The sequence below is a fragment of the Lysobacter sp. TAF61 genome, from assembly GCF_052113485.1.
Taxonomy (GTDB): domain Bacteria; phylum Pseudomonadota; class Gammaproteobacteria; order Xanthomonadales; family Xanthomonadaceae; genus Lysobacter_J.
This window is the reverse complement of the sequence record NZ_JBFRDH010000005.1, coordinates 219,384-237,351: the sequence shown is the minus strand read 5'-3', so window position 1 is coordinate 237,351 and position 17,968 is coordinate 219,384. Positions and strand designations below refer to the sequence as shown.

Below are 17,968 nucleotides of genomic sequence, written 5' to 3'. Positions count from 1 at the left end.
GGGTACACTGTGGGGCCGTTTTCCCCGGCGTCAGCGTTCGATGAGCCTTACCCGCGTCCTCACCGGCATCACCACTTCCGGCACTCCGCACCTGGGCAACTACGTCGGTGCGATCCGCCCGGCCGTGGCCACCAGCCGCCAGGCCGGCGTGGAGAGCTTCTACTTCCTCGCCGACTACCACGCCCTGATCAAGGTGCAGGACCCGGCGCGCGTGCAGCGTTCGACGCTGGAGATCGCGGCCAGCTGGCTGGCCTGCGGCCTGGAGCCTGACAAGGTCTGGTTCTATCGCCAGAGCGACGTGCCGGAAGTGCAGGAGCTGAACTGGTTGCTGACCTGCGTGGCCAGCAAGGGCATCCTCAATCGCGCCCATGCGTACAAGGCGTCGGTCGACAAGAACCGGGAGATCGGCGAGGACGACGACGCCGGCGTCAATGCCGGACTGTTCATGTACCCGGTGCTGATGGCCGCCGACATCCTGCTCTTCAACGCCAACAAGGTGCCGGTCGGCCGCGACCAGGTCCAGCACATAGAGATGGCACGCGACTTCGGCCAGCGCTTCAACCATCTCTACGGCGAACCGGTTGGCGAGGAGTTCTTTGCCCTGCCCGAGGCGGTGATCGAGGAGAACGTGGCCACGCTGCCCGGCCTGGACGGTCGCAAGATGAGCAAGAGCTACGACAACACGATCGCGTTGTTCGCCGCGCGCGACACGCTGAAGAAGTTGATCTACTCCATCGTCACCGATTCGCGCGCGCCCGGCGAAGCCAAGGACGCTGACACCTCCAACGTGTTCCAGCTCTACCAGGCGTTCGCGTCCGCGCAGGAAACCACGGCCATGCGCCAGGCCTTCGCCGACGGCATCGGCTGGGGCGAAGCCAAGCAGGCGCTGTTCGAACGCATCGACAGCGAAGTCGCGCCGCTGCGCGAAAAGTACGAGGACCTGATGGCGCGGCCGGCCGAAATCGAGGCAGTGCTGCGCGACGGCGCCAGCCGCCTGCGCGCGCGCTATGCGCAGCCGACGCTGGCGCGACTTCGCGAGGCGGTCGGCCTGCGCGACCTGTCGCGGACGAGCGATGGCGGCACGAAGAAGGCGCTGAAGACCTCGCTTCCGGTGTTCAAGCAGTACCGCGAAAAGGACGGCCGTTTCTACTTCAAGCTGGTCGATGGCGAGCGGCTGCTGCTGCAAAGCGCTGGTCACGAATCGGCGCGCACGGCAGGTCAGCTGATCGGCCGCCTGAAGCAGGAGGGCGGCGCCGCACTCCACGGCGCGGGCAATGCTGCGGTGCACCTGGGCGACGAACTGGTCGGACACCTGCACGACGGCGTTGAACTGGCAGAGGTGGTCGAGGCGCTGGCGCAGATGGTGGCCGAGGACGCATGAATCCCGCGGTCGAACTCAACCTGGCGCTGATCCTGTTCCTGCCGTGGTTTGCGATCCTGGGAGTGCTCTACTGGTTGTTCCCGCGACAGCCGCGGCATGCCGCGCGCAAGCTCTACGACACCGTTGCCCTGCTGCTGGCGGTGACCGCTTTCCTGCTCAGCATCTACTGGTCGCATGACCACGCCGACCCGGTCTATGGGCGGATGTGGCAGCAGATCCTCGCCACGGCGCTGGGCTATGGCGTGTTCCTGGCGGTGCTGACGGTTGCCTTCGTCGTGCGCAACGTGTGGTTTCGGCGCACGCGATGAGTGCCATTGCATGAGTGGCAACAGCGGCATCGTCACCATCGACACCGGCTTCCAGCGGCCGGCCTTCGACGCGGCCTATCTGCTGGTGGAGAACGGTCGCGGCGCCTTCATCGATTGCGGCACGCAGCATTCGATCCCGGCGATGCTGGCGGCGCTGGAAGGGCAGGGACTGACGCCGTCCGACGTCGACTGGCTGATCCTGACCCATGTGCACCTGGATCACGCCGGCGGCGCGGGTGCGCTGATGCGCGAGCTGCCCAATGCGACGCTCGCCGTGCATCCGCGTGGCGCGCCACACATGATCGATCCGACGCGGCTGGTCGCAGGCGCGACCGCGGTCTATGGCGAAGAGGAGATCGCGCGCAGCTATGGCGACATCGTCCCGGTCGCGGCCGCGCGCGTGCGCGTGCTGGCCGACGGCGACGTGATCGAGCTGGCCGGACGTGCGCTGCTGTGCATCGACACGCCCGGACATGCGCGCCATCATTTGTGCGTGTGGGATGAGCGCAGTCGCAGCTGGTTCACCGGCGACACGTTCGGCCTGTCGTACCGCGAGTTCGACAATGCGCTGGGCGCGCCGTTCGTGATCCCGACGACCTCGCCGGTGCAGTTCGAGCCCGAGCCGTTGAAGGCATCGATCCGCAGGATGCTGGCGAAGATGCCCGACGCGATGCATCTCACCCACTACGGACGCGTGGGCGATGTCGCGCGACTGGCCGGGGATCTGATCGCGCAGATCGACGCGATGGTCGCACTGGCGCGCGCTGCAGACGGCCATGACGACCGTCACGCGCGACTGGTCGCAGCGCTGACGGATCTCTATGTCGAACGCGCCCAAGCCCACGGTGCACCCCTGGCAGCGGCCGAAGTGGCGCGGCTGCTGGAGATCGACATCGAGCTGAACGCCCAGGGCTTGGAAGTGTGGCTCGACCGCGATACGGCCTGATCCCTGTTCAGAAATCACGGCGTTCAGCTGAATGGCTTAACGGCCGCGTCGGATCCATGCAGCTGTGGCCTGCGTCACAGGTCCGGCGGCCGCGGGGGAGTAGCCTGAGCCGCCTTTCAGCACCGCCCTGATGTCCGCCGTCCGAGCCCTCCCTCCGCCACTGCCAGACGAAGCTCCGCGCCAGGCGGCGCTGGATGCCTATGCAGTCGTGGACACGGTGCCGGAGCAGGCCTACGACGACATCGTGCGCCTGGCCGTGACCCTGTGCGACGTGCCCGCCGCGGCGATATCGCTGATCGATCACGACCGCCAATGGTTCAAGGCGCAGATCGGTCTCGACGCCAGGCAGACGCCTCGCCATGAAGCGATCTGCGATCGCGCAATAGAGATGCCCGACCGCACGCTGGTGATCGAGGATCTGGCCGCGCAGACCGCATACCCGCGCCCGAACCTGCGCATCGGCAATGCGCCGCTCCGCTTCTATGCCGGCGCGCCGTTGCTGAGTCCGGATGGCCACGCCATCGGCACCGTCTGCGTACTCGACACGCGCCCGCGTCGCCTGACCCGTGCGCAACGCGAAGGCCTGGAAGTGCTCGCCCGCCAGACCCAGCACCTGCTCGAGCTGCGGCGCTATGCGCTGGAGCAGCGCCGGCTGCTGTCCGAGCGCGAAGCGTTCGCGCAACGTCTCGAAGACGCCCGTGCCGACCTGCAGCGCCGCAATGACCAGCTCCAGCACAGCGCCACCCACGACGCACTGACCGGCCTGCTCAACCGCGCCGCGCTCGCGCAGCTGCGCGACAATCCGGAGGCGATGCTGCAGCTGCAGAAGTCGCCTTACACGCTGATGCTGCTCGACGTCGATCACTTCAAGGACGTCAACGATCGCCATGGCCATCTGTTGGGCGATCGCGCGCTGCGCGCCGTCGCCGATGCCGTGGCGGCGTCGATCCGCCACGGCGACGTGGCCGTTCGCTACGGCGGCGAGGAGTTCCTGATCCTGCTGCCGGACACACGCCTGGAAAGCGCGTCGCAGGTGGCCGAGCGCATCCGCCTGCGCCTGTCGCAGGCGGCGCTGCCGTTTGCGTTGACGGTGTCGATCGGCATGGCCGCCGGCGAGCCGACGCGGGACTGGTCCGAGCAGGTGTTCGATCGCGCCGACCAGGCGCTCTACCGTGCCAAGGCCCGCGGCCGCAATTGCGTGGTCGCCGACGACACGCAGCTGCACGGCATCTGAAGGCTCATTCCCACGTGGTCGGCGTCATGCCGATCTCGGGGTGATGCATCTTCACCACGCAGAAGCGTTGCCCGGTTGGGGCTTCCATCACCCACCAGCGTTTGACGAAGGCGATCTTCTTCGCGCCGAGCTTTTCCAGGCGCGCGGCCTCGGCGTCGATATCGTCCGATTCGATGTCCAGGTGCACGCGCGAGGCATGGTCGACCTTCTGCACTTCGATATGCATCCCGTCGCGCGTGTCGCCGAACTGGACGTAGGTGCCAGGCACGTCACCAGCATCCGGATCGGCGATGCTGGCGCCCAGCGCCTCGCACCAGAACCTCGCCGCGGGAGCGAGGTCGTCGGTCTGGCAATCGATGATGAAGCCGGCAAGGCGACTGCGATGGGCCACGGATGTTTCCTTAGTTGGGAAGGGCCATGTCGTCCAGCAGCGCCTTGAGGAAGCGCGCGGCTTCGCCGCCGGTGCAGGCGCGGTGGTCGAAGGTCAGGGAGATCGGCATGCGGCGGTGCACTTCGATGCCGCCGATCACCGCGACCACGTCGTGGCTGAGTTTGCCGGCACCGACGATCGCCACGCACGGCGGCACGACCACCGGGGTCGCGTAACGGCCGGCGAACATGCCGAAGTTGGACAGCGAGATCGTGTAGCCGCTGAGCTCGCTGGCCGGCAGCGAACGCTCCTCGACCTGGGCGCGCAGGCGCTGGATCGCCATGCGCACGCTGGCGCCATCGAGCATGTCGGCATTGCGCAGCGCCGGCACGAACAGGCCGTCGTCGGTGTCGACCGCGATGCCGATGTCGACGTGCGGGTGCAGGGTGCGGCTGAGGTTGTCGCCATCGAACCAGGCGTTGAGGGCCGGCACGGCCTTGCAGGCGGCGACCATCGCCCGCACCAGGCGCGCGGTGATGTCCTGCTTGCCGATCCAGGCGTGCAGGTCGGCGTCGTCGCACAGCGTGGTCGGGACGACCTTGGCGTGCGCATCGGCCATCACCCGCGCCATGTTGCGGCGCACGCCCTTGAGCTGCTCGGGCTGGCCGCTGGCGCTCACGCCCGGCGGCTGCGTGCGGACCGGCTTGCCGGCCTGGGACAGGGTGCTGCGGGCAGGTGCACCCTCTCCCGCCTGCGGGAGAGGGCTGGGGTGAGGGCCAGCGGGAGAGCGGAGCGGAGCGGCCGGACCATCGGCTGCAGCACGCTTGACGTCGTCCATGGTCACCACGCTGTCGGCGCCGGTGGCGCGCACGCGGGTGAGGTCGACGCCGAGCTTGCGCGCCAGTGCGCGCACGGCCGGCATCGCCTTGACCCCACCGACGGCGATGGCCTGTTCGCTGCGGACCGCGTCGGAACTCTGCATGGCGCCAACCACGGTGCCGGCGTCGTCGCGCTTGCTCTCGGCCTGTGGTGCGGCTTCGCCGGTGCTGATCGTGCCGCCATCGTCGGAGGCGACCACCTTGTCGCCGTCATCAGGGGCGTGGCTGCCGGCGCCGTGGTGGTGGCCGGTGTCCTGGCCCTCGGCACGCTGCGGCATCGACGGATCGATCTCGAATTCGGCCAGCATCTTGCCGGTGATGATCACGTCGCCCGGGCCACCGGCGAGCCTGATCACCTTGCCCGACACCGGCGAAGGCACCTCGACCACGGCCTTGGCGGTCTCCATCGACACCAGGTTGTCGTCGAGGCGGATCGTGTCGCCTTCCTTCACGAACCACTCGACGATGGTCGCGTCGGGCAGGCCCTCGCCGAGGTCGGGAAGGAAGAAGGTCTTCTTGCTCATACGGTGTCGTCCCTAATGTCTTGTCACTTGGGTGAGGCAATGTCGGGTGGCAACGCGGCGGACCGCGTCACGTCGGAATTCCCGGATCCATACATTGTTGCGCGCGGTCGGTTCGCCGGCGTCGTTCATGCGTCTTCGCCTTCGTCGTCGTCGAGCACTTCCAGCGCCCGCGCCGGGATCCAGCCCTGGCGGCCGAGGGCGTTCTCGGCCCACCACCACTGCGCCAGTTCGTAGTGCAGGGTGACGATCTCGTCGGCCTGGGCGTCGAGCTCGCGCGTGTCGTAGTCCGACAGCGCGTTGGCCGTGCCCTGCTCGTTGTCGAACAGGGCCACCGGCACCCAGCCGCCATGGCCTTCGGCGATCGTGGTCCAGACGAATTGCGGCCAGTCGCGGTCGCGTTCGCCCAGCGTCACCGCCTCACCGCGTGCGATCCGGATCGCCGGGCGATCCGGTGCGCGATGGGCGACGACGACGCGGGCGTGGCGCATGCTCGACCCGTGTCCTCAGCTGGCCGCGACGGTGCGCTTGGCCGCGGCCACGATCCGCTCGACGCTGGGCAGGTACTTCATTTCCAGGCGGAACAGCGGAATGTGCGTGTCGTAGCCGGTGACGCGCTCGACCGGAGCGACCAGGTCGAACATCGACTCCTCGGCCAGGCGCGCGGCGATCTCGGCGCCGAAACCGGCGGTCTTCGGTGCTTCGTGCACGATCACACAGCGACCGGTGCGGCTGACCGATTCGGCGATGGTGGCGAAGTCGAGCGGTCGCAGCGTGGCAACGTCGATGACCTCGGCGCTTATGCCCTGCGCGGCCAGCTTCTCGGCGGCCTCGAGCGTCTCCTTCACCTGCGCGCCCCAGGTCACCAGGGTCACGTCGGTGCCGTCACGCAGCACGTAGCACACGTCCAGCGGCAAGGCCTCGCCGTCGTCGGGCACCACTTCCTTGTACTGGCGATAGATGCGCTTGGGCTCCATGAAGATCACCGGATCCGGTTCGCGGATAGCGGCAAGCAGCAGGCCGTAGGCACGCGCCGGCGACGACGGCATGACCACCCGCAGCCCCGGTACGTTGGTGAAGATCGATTCGTTGGCTTCGCTGTGGTGCTCTGGCGCGCGGATGCCACCGCCCCACGGCACGCGCAGCACCATCGGGCAGGTCAGGCGGCCGCGGGTGCGGTAACGGAAGCGCGCGGCGTGGCAGATGATGTGGTCGACCATCGGGTAGACGAAGCCGTCGAACTGCGACTCGGCCACCGGTTTCATGCCCTGTGCGGCGAGGCCGACGGTGAGGCCGGCAATGGTGGTTTCGTCGAGCGGCGTGTCGAGCACGCGCTCCGGGCCGAACTGCTGCTGCAGGCCGGCGGTGGCGCGGAACACACCGCCATTGACGCCGACGTCCTCGCCCAGCACCAGCACGGTGTCGTCGGCGCGCATCTCGTAGGCCAGTGCCTGGGTGATCGCCTCGATCAGGGTGATCGCGGTTGGCGTTGCCGGAGCCTTGGCCATGGCAGTCGTCCCCTTGGTTGCGCCGCTCTTGATGGGGTCCTCGACGCTCATCAGCGACCCTCCTGCGCCAGCGCGTACGCGCGCTGTGCGGCGACGTCGGGCGGCATGTCGGCATAGAGGTAATCGAACATCGCCTCGACCGGCTGCACCGGCGTTTCCAGGTAGGCGTTGATCTCGACGTCGACGCGCTTGCCGCATTCCTCGGCCCAGGCCTTCTCCTCGGCCTCGCTCCACAGGCCCTGCGCGGTCAGCCAGGTGCGCAGGCGCGTGATCGGCTCGCGCGTCCACGCCGACTTGACCTCGTCGTCGTTGCGGTAGCGGCGGGCGTCGTCAGCGGTGGTGTGGTCGTGCAGGCGGTAGGTCATGAACTCGATCACGCTTCCGCCTTCGCCGCTGCGGGCGCGCTCGCTGGCGCGGCGCATGCCTTCCATCACGGCGATGATGTCGTTTCCGTCCACCTGCAGGCAGTGCAGGCCACCGGCCAGGCCCTTCTGCGCGAGCGTCTGGGCGCCGGTCTGCGCCGAGCGCGGCACCGAGATCGCCCAGCCGTTGTTGATCACGCACAGCACCAGCGGCAGCTGGTAGGCGCCGGCGGAGTTGAGCGCGGCATAGAAGTCGGTCTTCGAGGAACCACCATCGCCACAGCAGGCCACGGCCAGCTGCTTCTGCTTGCGCAGCTTGAACGCCAGCGCGGCGCCGGCGGCATGCAGGCATTGCGTGGAGATCGGCACGCACCAGGAGAAGTCTTTCTTCGGGCCCGAAAAGTCGTTGCCGCGTTCGTCGCCGCCCCAGTACAGCAGCACTTCGCGCGGCAGCACGCCGCGCATGAACTGCGCGCCGTACTCGCGGTAGCTCGGTGCGAACACGTCGTCGGGCTGCATGGAGGCGCCGATGCCGATATGGGTGGCTTCGTGGCCCAGGCAACTGGCGTAGGTGCCAAGCTTGCCGGTGCGCTGCAGGGCAATGGCCTTGGTGTCGAAGGTACGCACGAACAGCATCTGCTTGAACAGCGGCAGCAGTGCCTTGGCGTCGCGGAAGGCGGGCGGAAGCTCCGCCACCAGCGTGCCGTCCGGGCCGAGGTATTGCAGGTATTCGATTTCGAAGGTCGCGGCGACCGTCATCGCGGAGGTCCTGGAGGATGTGTGGCTGGGAGTCCGAATCGGCCGCGTTCCGGATCCAGTGCCGGCGCATCACCGCATCGGGTGGCTGGGCCCGGAAGACGCACCGGGCCTGGCTCCGCGGCGTCTGGGTGGCCCCGAACACAGGCCTGGCCGACGCGCTTTCGCAAAGATCATAACCAACGCGGTGTTAAGGGCCGTTGCGCGCTGCGGCATGAAACTTTGCTGGAAAACGGGTATGCGACGCCGCCCGACGTTCCCGGACGGCGGGGTACGGCGGCTCGTGCCGAAGGGGCGGGCGGCGCCGATGAGGTACCCTTTTGACCCCTCAGCCGGCATCAGCTCCGGCCACAACGAGCCTGCAATGACGGTCGAAAAGAACGAGCGCGAACTGGAATCCGGCATCCATACCGACCTGTCCGGGCGTATGAGCTATTCGGGCTACCTGCAGCTGGACACGCTGCTGTCGGCACAGCAACGCCTGTCCAATCCGCCGCACCATGACGAGCTGCTGTTCATCGTCCAGCACCAGGTCGCCGAGCTGTGGATGAAGCTGATGATCCACGAGCTCAAGGCCGCCATCGCGCACCTTCGCGCCGACCGCCTCGGCGAATGCCAGAAGATCTTCTCGCGCTGCAAGAACATCCTGCGCCAGCTGACCGAGATGTGGTCGGTGCTGGAGACGCTGACGCCGTCGGAGTACATGGAGTTCCGCGAGATCCTCGGTCCGTCCTCGGGGTTCCAGTCGCTGCAGTACCGCACCATCGAATTCCTGCTGGGCAACAAGAACGCGGCGATGCTCAAGGTGTTCGCCCACGACGCCAAGGCCGAGGCCAGCCTGCGCGAAGTGCTGGAAGCGCCGAGCCTGTACGACGAGGCGCTGCGCTACCTGGCCCGCCACGGTCACGCGGTGCCGGCGCGACACCTGGAGCGCGACTGGTCGCACGCGCACGTGGCCGACCCGGAGCTGCTGCCGGTGTTCGAGCGCATCTACGAAGATACCGATGCCGACTGGCAGGCCTACCACCTGTGCGAGGACCTGGTCGACCTGGAGAGCCAGTTCCAGCTGTGGCGCTTCCGCCACATGCGCACGGTGATGCGCATCATCGGCTTCAAGCGCGGCACCGGCGGTTCCAGCGGAGTGGGGTTCCTCAAGCAGGCGCTGGAGCTGACCTTCTTCCCGGAACTGTTCGACGTGCGCACGATGATCGGCGGCGGCAGCAGCTACGGTGCTCCGCCGGCCTGAGGTCGAACGCTGCGGAGGCGCCAAGCCGCCTGCCGCAAACTGCTACCGCTATTCAGGTTTAATGGTGCGCTGCAGCACGTTCCTGCCAGATTTCACACAGGTTTGACGTGACCCCCCTCAGCCGGTAAATCTCCCCGGTCCCGCGCCAGCCGGCGCGGGCTGCTCCATTCTGTATTCGTCCATTCAGTATCGATCCACAGGGGACACCGCATGAGCGGAACCGCTACACCTACGGCCGGCCAGGCCGCGCCCATTCCGCCGTTCAAGCAGACCTTGGGCCACCCCAAGCCGCTGTGGATGCTCTTCATGACGGAGTTCTGGGAGCGCTTCGCGTTCTACGGCATCCGCTGGGCACTGGTGCTGTACATCGTCGCCCAGTTCTACGGTGGCGATGCCACGGGTGAAGCCCCGGCCAACCGCGTCTACGGCGCCTACCTGGCGCTGGTGTACGCCGCGGCCATCTTTGGCGGCTACATCGCCGACCGGGTCCTGGGCTACCAGCGGTCGATCCTGCTCGGCGCGGTGATCATGGCCGCGGGCCTTTTCATGATCGCCCTGCCAAACGAGGCGATCTTCAAGCTCGGCCTGGCCACGATCGTGGTCGGCAACGGCCTGTTCAAGCCGAACATCTCCACGATGGTGGGCAAGCTCTACAGCCCCACCGACGAACGCCGCGACTCGGGCTTCACCATCTTCTACATGGGCATCAACCTGGGCGCGATGCTGGCGCCGCTGCTGACCCAGTACCTGGCGCGCAAGATCTTCGGCACCGACACCATGCCGGCCTACAAGGTCGTGTTCATGGCCGCCGGCGTGGGCATGCTGATCAGCCTGGTGTGGTTCTGGTTCGGTCGTCGTGGCCTGGAAGGCATCGGCCGCCCGCCGGTGAACGGCGAGGACAAGCGCAAGGTCCTGTACGTGCTGATCGGCGCACTGTTCGCCATCCCGGTCGTGTACTTCCTGCTGGCCATGGGCGCCGGCGCGCTGCAGGGCGTGCTCACCGTGATGTTCCTGGGCCTGTGCGGCATGCTGCTGGTGGAGGCCTTCCGTGAAGGCGCCGTCCAGCGCGACCGCTGCATCGCGATGCTGATCATCTTCACCTTCAACATCCTGTTCTGGATGTTCTTCGAGCAGGCGGGCAGTTCCTTCACCTTCCTTGCCGACAAGATCGTCGACCGCGACATCTTCAGCGGCGGCCTGGCCGACATCGTGTACTCGATGAGCGGCGAGCGCGTCTTCCCGACCGCCTGGTTCCAGAGCGTCAACTCGGTGGCGATCATCACCATGGCGCCGCTGATCGCCTGGATCTGGGTGAAGCTCGGCCGCGCCAACCCGTCGATCCCGCGCAAGTTCGGCCTGGGCCTGATCTTCAATGGCCTGGCATTCCTGCTGCTGATGGTCGCGCTGTCGAAGCTGGTCACGGCCGCCGGCCTGATCCCGTTCTGGACGCTGTTCGCCGTGTACTGGATCCAGTCGATCGGCGAGCTGTGCCTGTCGCCGATCGGCCTGTCGATGGTGACCAAGCTGGCACCGCTGCGCCTGGTCGGCTTCGGCATGGGCGGCTGGTTCCTCTCGACCGGCATCGGCAACAACCTGTCGGGCATCTTCGCCGGCGTGGTCAGCGGCGAAGGCGGCATGACCAAGGCCTCGGCCCTGAGCGGTTACACCTTCGGCTTCTGGGCGCTGCTCGGCGCCGGCGTGCTGCTGTTCCTGATCGCACCGCTGGTGCAGAAGCTGATGCATGGAGTGAAGTGACGCATCGGCCGGTCCGCGCTCCACGCGGACCGCTTTGCCGATGCGTCATCCCGACGGAAGTCGGGTCCTGCTTCCATGACGGACCATTGAACTGCACCCGCGTAAGGTAGGGCCCTTCGCTCCGCCGGACCCCCGACATGCCGCAGCCGTCCCCGCTGACCCGCGCCGAAAGCAGCGACTACACCTACACGTCGCGCCACGCCGACGTCATGGCTTTCATCGACGCGCTGGCTGCGCGCAACGACCCGCGCCTGCATGTCACCGACTTCGGCCAGACACCGGAAGCTCGCGCCTTGCCGCTGCTGGTGCTGTCGGCGACCGGCGTCACCACGCCGGAACAGGCCAGACAGCTCGGCCTGCCGGTAGTGCTGGTGATGTGCGGCATCCATGCCGGCGAAGTCGAGGGCAAGGAGGCCGGGCTGATGTACGTGCGCGATCTGCTCCACGGCGCCCATGGCGACGTGCTCGCGCGCATCACGCTATTGCTGGTGCCGCTGTTCAACGCCGACGGCAACGAACGCATCGACCCGGAGAACCGCCGGCTCGACATCGCCCACTTCACCGGCCAGCTCGGCCCGGACAGCGGCGTCGGCACGCGCGTGAATGCCGCCGGCATCAACCTCAACCGCGACTACATGCGCCAGGATGCGGCGGAGATGCGCCTGCTGCAGACGCGCGTGATGCATCCGTGGAACCCGCACCTGAGCATCGACTGCCACGCCACCAACGGCTCGATCCACCGCTTCGATCTCACCTACGACATTCCGCACACGAGCCTGAGCGGGCGCAGCGAGCCGATCGAGTACATGCGCCAGCACCTCTTGCCGGCGGTGACCGCGGCGGTGAAGGAGAACGACGGCCGCGACACCTTCTACTACGGCAACTTCCTGCGCGACGAAGGCGGCGAGGGCAGCGGCTGGATCACCTATACCCACCACCCGCGCTTCGGCGGCAATTACCGCGGCCTGTGCAACCGCCTCGACCTGCTGCTGGAAACCTACGCCTACATCAGTTTCGAACAGCGGGTGCTGACCACTTATGGTTTCGTTCGCGAGACCCTGGCCTACGTGGCGGAGAACGGGGCGCAGATCGTGCAGCTGCTCGACAACTGCGAGATGCCGCCGGACGAGATCGCGGTGCGCTATCGCCTGGAGCCGTTCGAGGACGTCGAAGTCGAAGTGCTCACGCGTGCGCCGTACATGCTGGAAGGCGAGCCGATCAGTGTGAAGGTGCCCTATATCGGCCGCTTCGTCGGCGAGCAGGTGGTGCGCAGGCCGCTGGCGTACGCGGTGCCGGGCGACATCGCAGCGCGTCTGGAAGGCCACGGACTGGTGATCGAGCGGGCACCGGTGCCGCCTCAGCTCGATGCGGAAATCGCCACGGTGACCGCGCATGAATCATCGGCGGGGCGCGAGATACTGGAGGCCGATGCAACGCCATTCCTGGCGGTGGAATACAAGCGCGAGAAGCGACCGCTGCCCCAGGGGTGGGCGATCGTTCGCACCGAGCAACAGCGCGGTGCGGTCGCGGTGTATCTGTGCGAGGCCGGGAGCGATGACGGGTTGCTGGCTTGCGGCTGGATCGGGACGCCGGAAGTGGGCAGCGAGTTTCCGGCGTGGCGGGTGATTGCGATCGAGCACGGGTGAGTCGAATCACCGTTAGCATTGTGCGCAGCCCCCGCCACCGTTCGTCCTGAACGCAGCCCCCACCACCGTTCGTCCTGAGCGTAGGTGCGGAGCGCCGGAGTCGAAGGATCCACCGCGTATCACACGCGTCAGGCTGCCCTTCGACTTCGCGCCTGCGGCGCTACGCTCAGGGCGAACGGAGTTGTGGAATGGCCAGCGAGGCGATTCGAACGGGGGTGTGGGGTGGCCAGCCAGGCGCTGCCACTACGGCGCCGGCAACTCCGAGTCCGCCCGCAGCTCCAGCTCATCCAGACGATCCAGCAACCGGAACAGCAACGCCCGCTCGGTATCGTCGATGCCCTGCAACAGGCGGCGCTCGAACTGCAGCGCCAGCGGCGCGACCTCGTCGTAGATCCCATAGCCCGCTTCGGACAGGCGCAGCACCGAGCGGCGGCGGTCGTCGCCGTGGATTTCGCGCTGCAGCCGGCCGGCATCGAGCAAGCGCGCCACCGCGCGGCTGACGGCGACCTTGTCCATCGCCGTTCGCTGGGCGACCTCGTTGGCCGACAGGTCCGGGTAGCGCCCCAGCACGGCCATGACCCGCCACTCGGTAATGCTCAGGGCGAAGCGCTCGGTGTAGATGCGCGCGATCGTGCCGCTGACGCGGTTGCTCAGCACCGACAGGCGATAGGGCAGGAAATGCTCGAGGTCGAGCTGGGCGTGATCGGACCCTGCCTCGGGGCGGGTCGGACGCTGAACGGGCGTGCGGTCGTTCATTTGCTGCAATGGGCCTTGATTATGGTTTCAATTGAAACTATAACGGCCTCTTCCGATCCAGGCCGTCCCCAGCGGACGTCGCCGCTACCTGAGAACAATGCCATGAATGCGCAGCCCAACCTCGGCATGCAGGTCACCACGTTCGAGAACCCGCTCGGCATCGACGGTTTCGAGTTCGTCGAATTCGCCGCCCCGGCCGGCCAGGGCGAGCTCCTGCACGACTACTTCCGCAAGCTCGGCTTCACCGCCGTGCTGCACCACAAGACCCGGCCGATCACGGTGTACCGCCAGGGCGGGGTGAACTTCCTGGTCAACGAGGACCCGGACAGCTTCGCCGCCGATTTCGCCGCCAAGCACGGCCCGAGCGCCTGCGGCTTCGCGATCCGCTTCAAGAAGCCGGGCGCGGACGTGTTCGCCGCGGTCGTCGGCAACGGCGGCGAAGCGATCACCGACAAGGCCGACAGCCGCGCCGTCGATGCCCCGGTGGTGAAGGGCATCGGCGACTGCATGCTGTACCTGGTCGACCGCTACGGCAGCGCCGGTTCGATGTACGAAGACGACTACCTGCCTGTGCAGGGCGCCGAGCAGGACCCGAAGGGTTTCGGCCTGACCTTCATCGACCACCTGACCCACAACCTGTACTTCGGCAACATGCAGCAGTGGTCGGACTACTACGAGCGTCTGTTCAACTTCCGCGAGATCCGCTACTTCGACATCAAGGGCGCCAAGACCGGCCTGGTGTCGAAGGCGATGACCGCGCCGGATGGCATCGTCCGCATCCCGCTCAACGAATCGTCGGATCCGAAGTCGCAGATCAATGAGTACCTCGACGCCTACAAGGGCGAGGGCATCCAGCACATCGCCTGCTTCACCGACAACATCTACGACACGGTCGAAGCGATGCGCGCCCAGGGCGTGGAGTTCCTCGACACGCCCGAGACCTACTTCGACGTGATCGACCAGCGCGTGCCCAACCACGGTGAAGACGTGCCGCGCCTGGCGCGCAACAAGATCCTCATCGACGCCGACAAGGAAACCCACCAGCGCAAGCTGCTGCAGATCTTCACCCAGAACGCGATCGGCCCGATCTTCTTCGAGATCATCCAGCGCAAGGGCAACGAAGGCTTCGGCGAGGGCAACTTCCAGGCGCTGTTCGAGAGCATCGAGCGCGACCAGATGCGCCGCGGCGTGCTGTAAGGTCCACACCAGCCCTCACCCAACCCCTTTCCCGCGAGCGGGGGAGGGGCTTCAACAAAGCGACGCCTGCATGACCACCCGCAGCAACGGCTACCAATCCGGTTTCGGCAACGACTTCGCCAGCGAGGCAGTAGCCGGCTCGTTGCCGCAGGGGCGCAACTCGCCACAGCGGGTGGCGCACGGCCTGTATGCCGAGCAGCTGTCGGGCACGGCGTTCACTGCGCCGCGCCACGCCAACCGCCGCAGCTGGCTGTACCGGATCCGCCCGGCGGCGATGCATGGCACTTTCGCTGCGTACGCGCAGCCGCGCTTCCACAACGACTTCGGCGATTGGCCGGTGCCACCGGACCAGCTGCGCTGGAGTCCGTTGCCGATGCCGCAGCAGCCGGTCGATTTCGTCGACGGGCTGTTCACCATGGCCGGCAATGGTTCGCCGGCCGCGCAGCATGGTGTCGGCATCCATCTGTATGCCGCCAACCGCGACATGCAGGGCCGCTATTTCTACGACGCCGATGGCGAGCTGCTGATCGTGCCGCAACAAGGTCGCCTGCACATCGCCACCGAGTTGGGCGTGCTCGAGGTGGAGCCGCAGCAGATCGCGGTGATCCCGCGTGGCGTGCGCTTCGCGGTGTCGCTGCCCGACGGCGAGGCGCGTGGCTACGTCTGCGAGAACTTCGGCGCGATGCTGCAACTGCCCGACCTCGGCCCGATCGGCAGCAACGGCCTGGCCAATTCGCGCGACTTCCTCACTCCGAACGCCGCCTACGAAGACGTCGATGGCGCGTTCGAACTGATCGCCAAGTTCCAGGGTCACCTGTGGCGCGCCGAGATCGGCCATTCGCCGCTCGACGTGGTTGCCTGGCACGGCAACTACGCGCCGTACCAGTACGACCTGCGCCGCTTCAACGCGATCGGCTCGATCAGCTACGACCATCCCGACCCGAGCATCTTCCTGGTGCTGCATTCGCCCAGCGACACGGCCGGCACCAGCAACCTGGACTTCGTCATCTTCCCGCCGCGCTGGCTGGTGGCGCAGGACACGTTCCGGCCGCCGTGGTTCCACCGCAACATCGCCAGCGAGTTCATGGGCCTGGTGCACGGCGCCTACGACGCCAAGGCCGAAGGGTTCTCGCCTGGCGGCGCCTCGCTGCACAACTCGATGAGCGGGCACGGGCCGGACGCAGCGACGTTCGAAAAGGCCAGCGCCGCCGATCTCGCCCGGCCCGATGTGATCGCCGACACAATGGCGTTCATGTTCGAGACGCGTGCCGTGATCCGGCCGACGCTGCAGGCGCTGGACGCCGCGCACCGCCAGCGCGACTACCAGGCGTGCTGGACTGGCCTGAAGAAGCACTTCACCGCGAAGTGAGCACCGCGGTGTCGCGGCGCACCTATGCGCTGCGTTCACGGCGGCGGGGTAGTCTGCCCCACTGCCTTTGCGCGCCCGTGGGGTTGTGTCGTGAAGTGGTTGTTGTTCCTGGCCGTGACCAGCCTGTGTGCGTGCGCCGAGCGAGCGACCAATGTGCCGCCCGCATTGGGCACGGGTTCGTCGCCACTTGGCGCCGTCGCACCCGCGCCTGCATCGACCACGATGCCCTCAACCACGGCGGTTGGGTTTGGTGGCTTCGCGACGGCGCCGTTCGGTGCCGGCCAGGAGCGGGTGCGCATGGCCTGGGGCTCCGATCTTGGCGACGAGAAACCGCAGCAGCCGGGAGGCTGTTACTACCTGCTGCCGCAACCGCGCACCGCCAAGGGTTATCGCATCGCCTTCATGATCGAGCAGGACCGCTTCGCGCGCATCGACGTCGACGCCATCGACATCACTGCGCCCGGCGGCGGCAAGGTTGGCATGAGCACGCAGGACATCGACACGCTGTATGCCGGGCGCGTGCAGAAACAGCCGCACAAGTACGTCGAAGGTGGCCAGTATCTGCGCGTTGCCGATAGCGGCGGCGGGCCGGGCGTGCTGGTGTTCGAAACCGATGCCACGGGCCGGGTCAGCTCCTGGCGCGTGGGTGTATCGCCGCAAATTGATTATGTCGAAGGGTGTTCCTGAGACGCATTGCTGGACGCGGACAGGGACTGTGGGCATAGAATCGACGAGTGAATCGTCTTGTCACCGGGGGGGATGGGCGCGATGTTCGATGCCATGGGCTGGTTCGTATTGGGTCTGGTGCTGCTGGCACTGGGCGGCGACTCCATCGTCAAGGGTGCGTCCGGACTGGCGCAGCGCATCGGCGCCTCGCCGTTCGTCGCAGGCCTGGTGCTGGTTGCGTTCGGCACATCGCTGCCGGAACTGGCGGTCAATCTCCAGGCGATCCTGCGCGGGCAGCCGGCGCTGGCGCTCGGCAACGCGGTGGGCAGCAACGTCGCCAACTTCGGCCTGACCCTGGGCGCTGCCGCGCTGGTGTCGCCGGTGGTGCTGCGCTGGCGCGCGCTGTCGCCGATGCTGTTGATGCTGCTGGCCGGCACCGTGGCGGTGGTGATCATGGGCCTGGACGGCGTGCTTTCGCGCGTCGACGGGATCGTGCTGCTGCTTGCCTTCGTCGGCGTGGTGGCGTTCGCAGCGGCGCGCACGCGCCGGGAGTCGCCGGAACTGCAGGACGCCATCGCGGCGTTCGCGCGGACCAGCAACGACCTGGGCCTCAATCTCCTGCGCTTCGCCATCGCCGCGGTGCTGCTGTATTTCGGCTCCAGGCTCGTCGTCAACAGCGCGCCGACCCTGGGCGAAGGCCTGGGCATGGCGCCGTTGCTGACCGGCCTGCTGCCGGTGGCGATCGGCACGGCGCTGCCTGAAGTCGCCGCTGCCATTGCCGCTGCACGACGCGGCCAGGGCGACATCGTCGCCGGTCACGTGATCGGCGCGAGTCTGTTCAACCTGCTGGTAGTGGTGGGTGGCATGGCCGCCATCGACGGCTCGCTGGCCTTGCCCGAATCGTTTGTCCGCTTCGAACTGCCCGCCGCCGGCGTGTTCGCATTGATGCTCTATCCGATGCTGCGCGGCGACCTGCGCGTGAGCAAGAACGAAGGCGCGGCGCTGATGATCGCCTTCCTCGCCTGGGTGGCTTTCGAGATGCTGATCATGCGGGCCTGACGGTCCCTGC

Annotated in this window: 17 protein-coding genes; 11 read left to right on the top strand and 6 right to left on the bottom strand. The window is 67.2% G+C overall.

The genetic code is table 11. The features are described from left to right. Positions 1 to 40: 40 nt before the first annotated feature. From AB4Y64_RS13105 to AB4Y64_RS13090, 4 genes are all read left to right on the top strand, one after another. The gene (locus AB4Y64_RS13105) at positions 41 to 1,381 is read left to right on the top strand and encodes a tryptophan--tRNA ligase (protein WP_441816896.1); all 1,341 of its coding nucleotides are present in this window, start codon (positions 41 to 43) and stop codon (positions 1,379 to 1,381) included. After that, positions 1,378 to 1,689: a hypothetical protein gene (locus AB4Y64_RS13100; protein ID WP_441816895.1), complete on the top strand. Its 312-nt coding sequence runs from the start codon at positions 1,378 to 1,380 to the stop codon at positions 1,687 to 1,689. The genes AB4Y64_RS13105 and AB4Y64_RS13100 overlap by 4 nt, the downstream gene beginning before the upstream one ends. Before the next feature lie 10 nt (positions 1,690 to 1,699). Beyond that, positions 1,700 to 2,635: an MBL fold metallo-hydrolase gene (locus tag AB4Y64_RS13095; RefSeq protein WP_441816894.1), complete on the top strand. Its 936-nt coding sequence runs from the start codon at positions 1,700 to 1,702 to the stop codon at positions 2,633 to 2,635. 130 nt (positions 2,636 to 2,765) lie between these two features. Then, on the top strand, positions 2,766 to 3,869 hold the full coding sequence (locus AB4Y64_RS13090; RefSeq protein ID WP_441816893.1) for a GGDEF domain-containing protein: 1,104 nt from the start codon (positions 2,766 to 2,768) through the stop codon (positions 3,867 to 3,869). Positions 3,870 to 3,873: 4 nt separating this feature from the next. On the opposite strand, the gene AB4Y64_RS13085 is transcribed toward AB4Y64_RS13090, so the two are convergent. From AB4Y64_RS13085 to pdhA, 5 genes are all read right to left on the bottom strand, one after another. Continuing rightward, on the bottom strand, positions 3,874 to 4,260 hold the full coding sequence (locus AB4Y64_RS13085) for a VOC family protein (protein ID WP_441816892.1): 387 nt from the start codon (positions 4,258 to 4,260) through the stop codon (positions 3,874 to 3,876). Between the two features lie 10 nt (positions 4,261 to 4,270). Then, positions 4,271 to 5,641: a dihydrolipoamide acetyltransferase family protein gene (locus AB4Y64_RS13080; RefSeq protein ID WP_441816891.1), complete on the bottom strand. Its 1,371-nt coding sequence runs from the start codon at positions 5,639 to 5,641 to the stop codon at positions 4,271 to 4,273. 125 nt (positions 5,642 to 5,766) lie between these two features. Next, entirely contained in the window at positions 5,767 to 6,129 is a 363-nt protein-coding gene (locus AB4Y64_RS13075) for an SH3 domain-containing protein (RefSeq protein WP_441816890.1), read from the bottom strand. Positions 6,130 to 6,144: 15 nt separating this feature from the next. Further along, entirely contained in the window at positions 6,145 to 7,197 is a 1,053-nt protein-coding gene (locus tag AB4Y64_RS13070) for an alpha-ketoacid dehydrogenase subunit beta (protein ID WP_441816889.1), read from the bottom strand. After that, complete coding sequence (pdhA, locus tag AB4Y64_RS13065) at positions 7,197 to 8,267, bottom strand: pyruvate dehydrogenase (acetyl-transferring) E1 component subunit alpha (RefSeq protein ID WP_441816888.1); 1,071 nt, start codon at positions 8,265 to 8,267, stop codon at positions 7,197 to 7,199. The genes AB4Y64_RS13070 and pdhA overlap by 1 nt, the downstream gene beginning before the upstream one ends. A gap of 361 nt (positions 8,268 to 8,628) precedes the next feature. On the opposite strand from pdhA, the gene AB4Y64_RS13060 reads away from it, so the two are divergent. The 3 genes from AB4Y64_RS13060 (at position 8,629) to AB4Y64_RS13050 (ending at position 12,911) form a co-directional block, all read left to right on the top strand. After that, positions 8,629 to 9,510: a tryptophan 2,3-dioxygenase gene (locus tag AB4Y64_RS13060; RefSeq protein ID WP_441816887.1), complete on the top strand. Its 882-nt coding sequence runs from the start codon at positions 8,629 to 8,631 to the stop codon at positions 9,508 to 9,510. A gap of 210 nt (positions 9,511 to 9,720) precedes the next feature. Continuing rightward, positions 9,721 to 11,265: a peptide MFS transporter gene (locus AB4Y64_RS13055; protein WP_441816886.1), complete on the top strand. Its 1,545-nt coding sequence runs from the start codon at positions 9,721 to 9,723 to the stop codon at positions 11,263 to 11,265. A 137-nt stretch (positions 11,266 to 11,402) separates the two neighbouring features. After that, on the top strand, positions 11,403 to 12,911 hold the full coding sequence (locus tag AB4Y64_RS13050; protein ID WP_441816885.1) for a M14 family metallopeptidase: 1,509 nt from the start codon (positions 11,403 to 11,405) through the stop codon (positions 12,909 to 12,911). 243 nt (positions 12,912 to 13,154) lie between these two features. On the opposite strand, the gene AB4Y64_RS13045 is transcribed toward AB4Y64_RS13050, so the two are convergent. Beyond that, entirely contained in the window at positions 13,155 to 13,667 is a 513-nt protein-coding gene (locus AB4Y64_RS13045; protein ID WP_441816884.1) for a MarR family winged helix-turn-helix transcriptional regulator, read from the bottom strand. Between the two features lie 102 nt (positions 13,668 to 13,769). On the opposite strand from AB4Y64_RS13045, the gene hppD reads away from it, so the two are divergent. The 4 genes from hppD to AB4Y64_RS13025 all read left to right on the top strand — a co-directional run bounded on the left by hppD (position 13,770) and on the right by AB4Y64_RS13025 (position 17,958). Then, positions 13,770 to 14,864 (top strand): 4-hydroxyphenylpyruvate dioxygenase, encoded by a 1,095-nt coding sequence (gene hppD, locus AB4Y64_RS13040; protein WP_441816883.1) that lies wholly within the window; start codon positions 13,770 to 13,772, stop codon positions 14,862 to 14,864. A 70-nt stretch (positions 14,865 to 14,934) separates the two neighbouring features. Next, positions 14,935 to 16,233 (top strand): homogentisate 1,2-dioxygenase, encoded by a 1,299-nt coding sequence (gene hmgA / locus AB4Y64_RS13035; protein WP_441816882.1) that lies wholly within the window; start codon positions 14,935 to 14,937, stop codon positions 16,231 to 16,233. 222 nt (positions 16,234 to 16,455) lie between these two features. After that, entirely contained in the window at positions 16,456 to 16,920 is a 465-nt protein-coding gene (locus AB4Y64_RS13030; protein ID WP_441816881.1) for a lectin, read from the top strand. Between the two features lie 81 nt (positions 16,921 to 17,001). Next, positions 17,002 to 17,958 (top strand): sodium:calcium antiporter, encoded by a 957-nt coding sequence (locus tag AB4Y64_RS13025; RefSeq protein ID WP_441816880.1) that lies wholly within the window; start codon positions 17,002 to 17,004, stop codon positions 17,956 to 17,958. Positions 17,959 to 17,968: the final 10 nt, after the last annotated feature.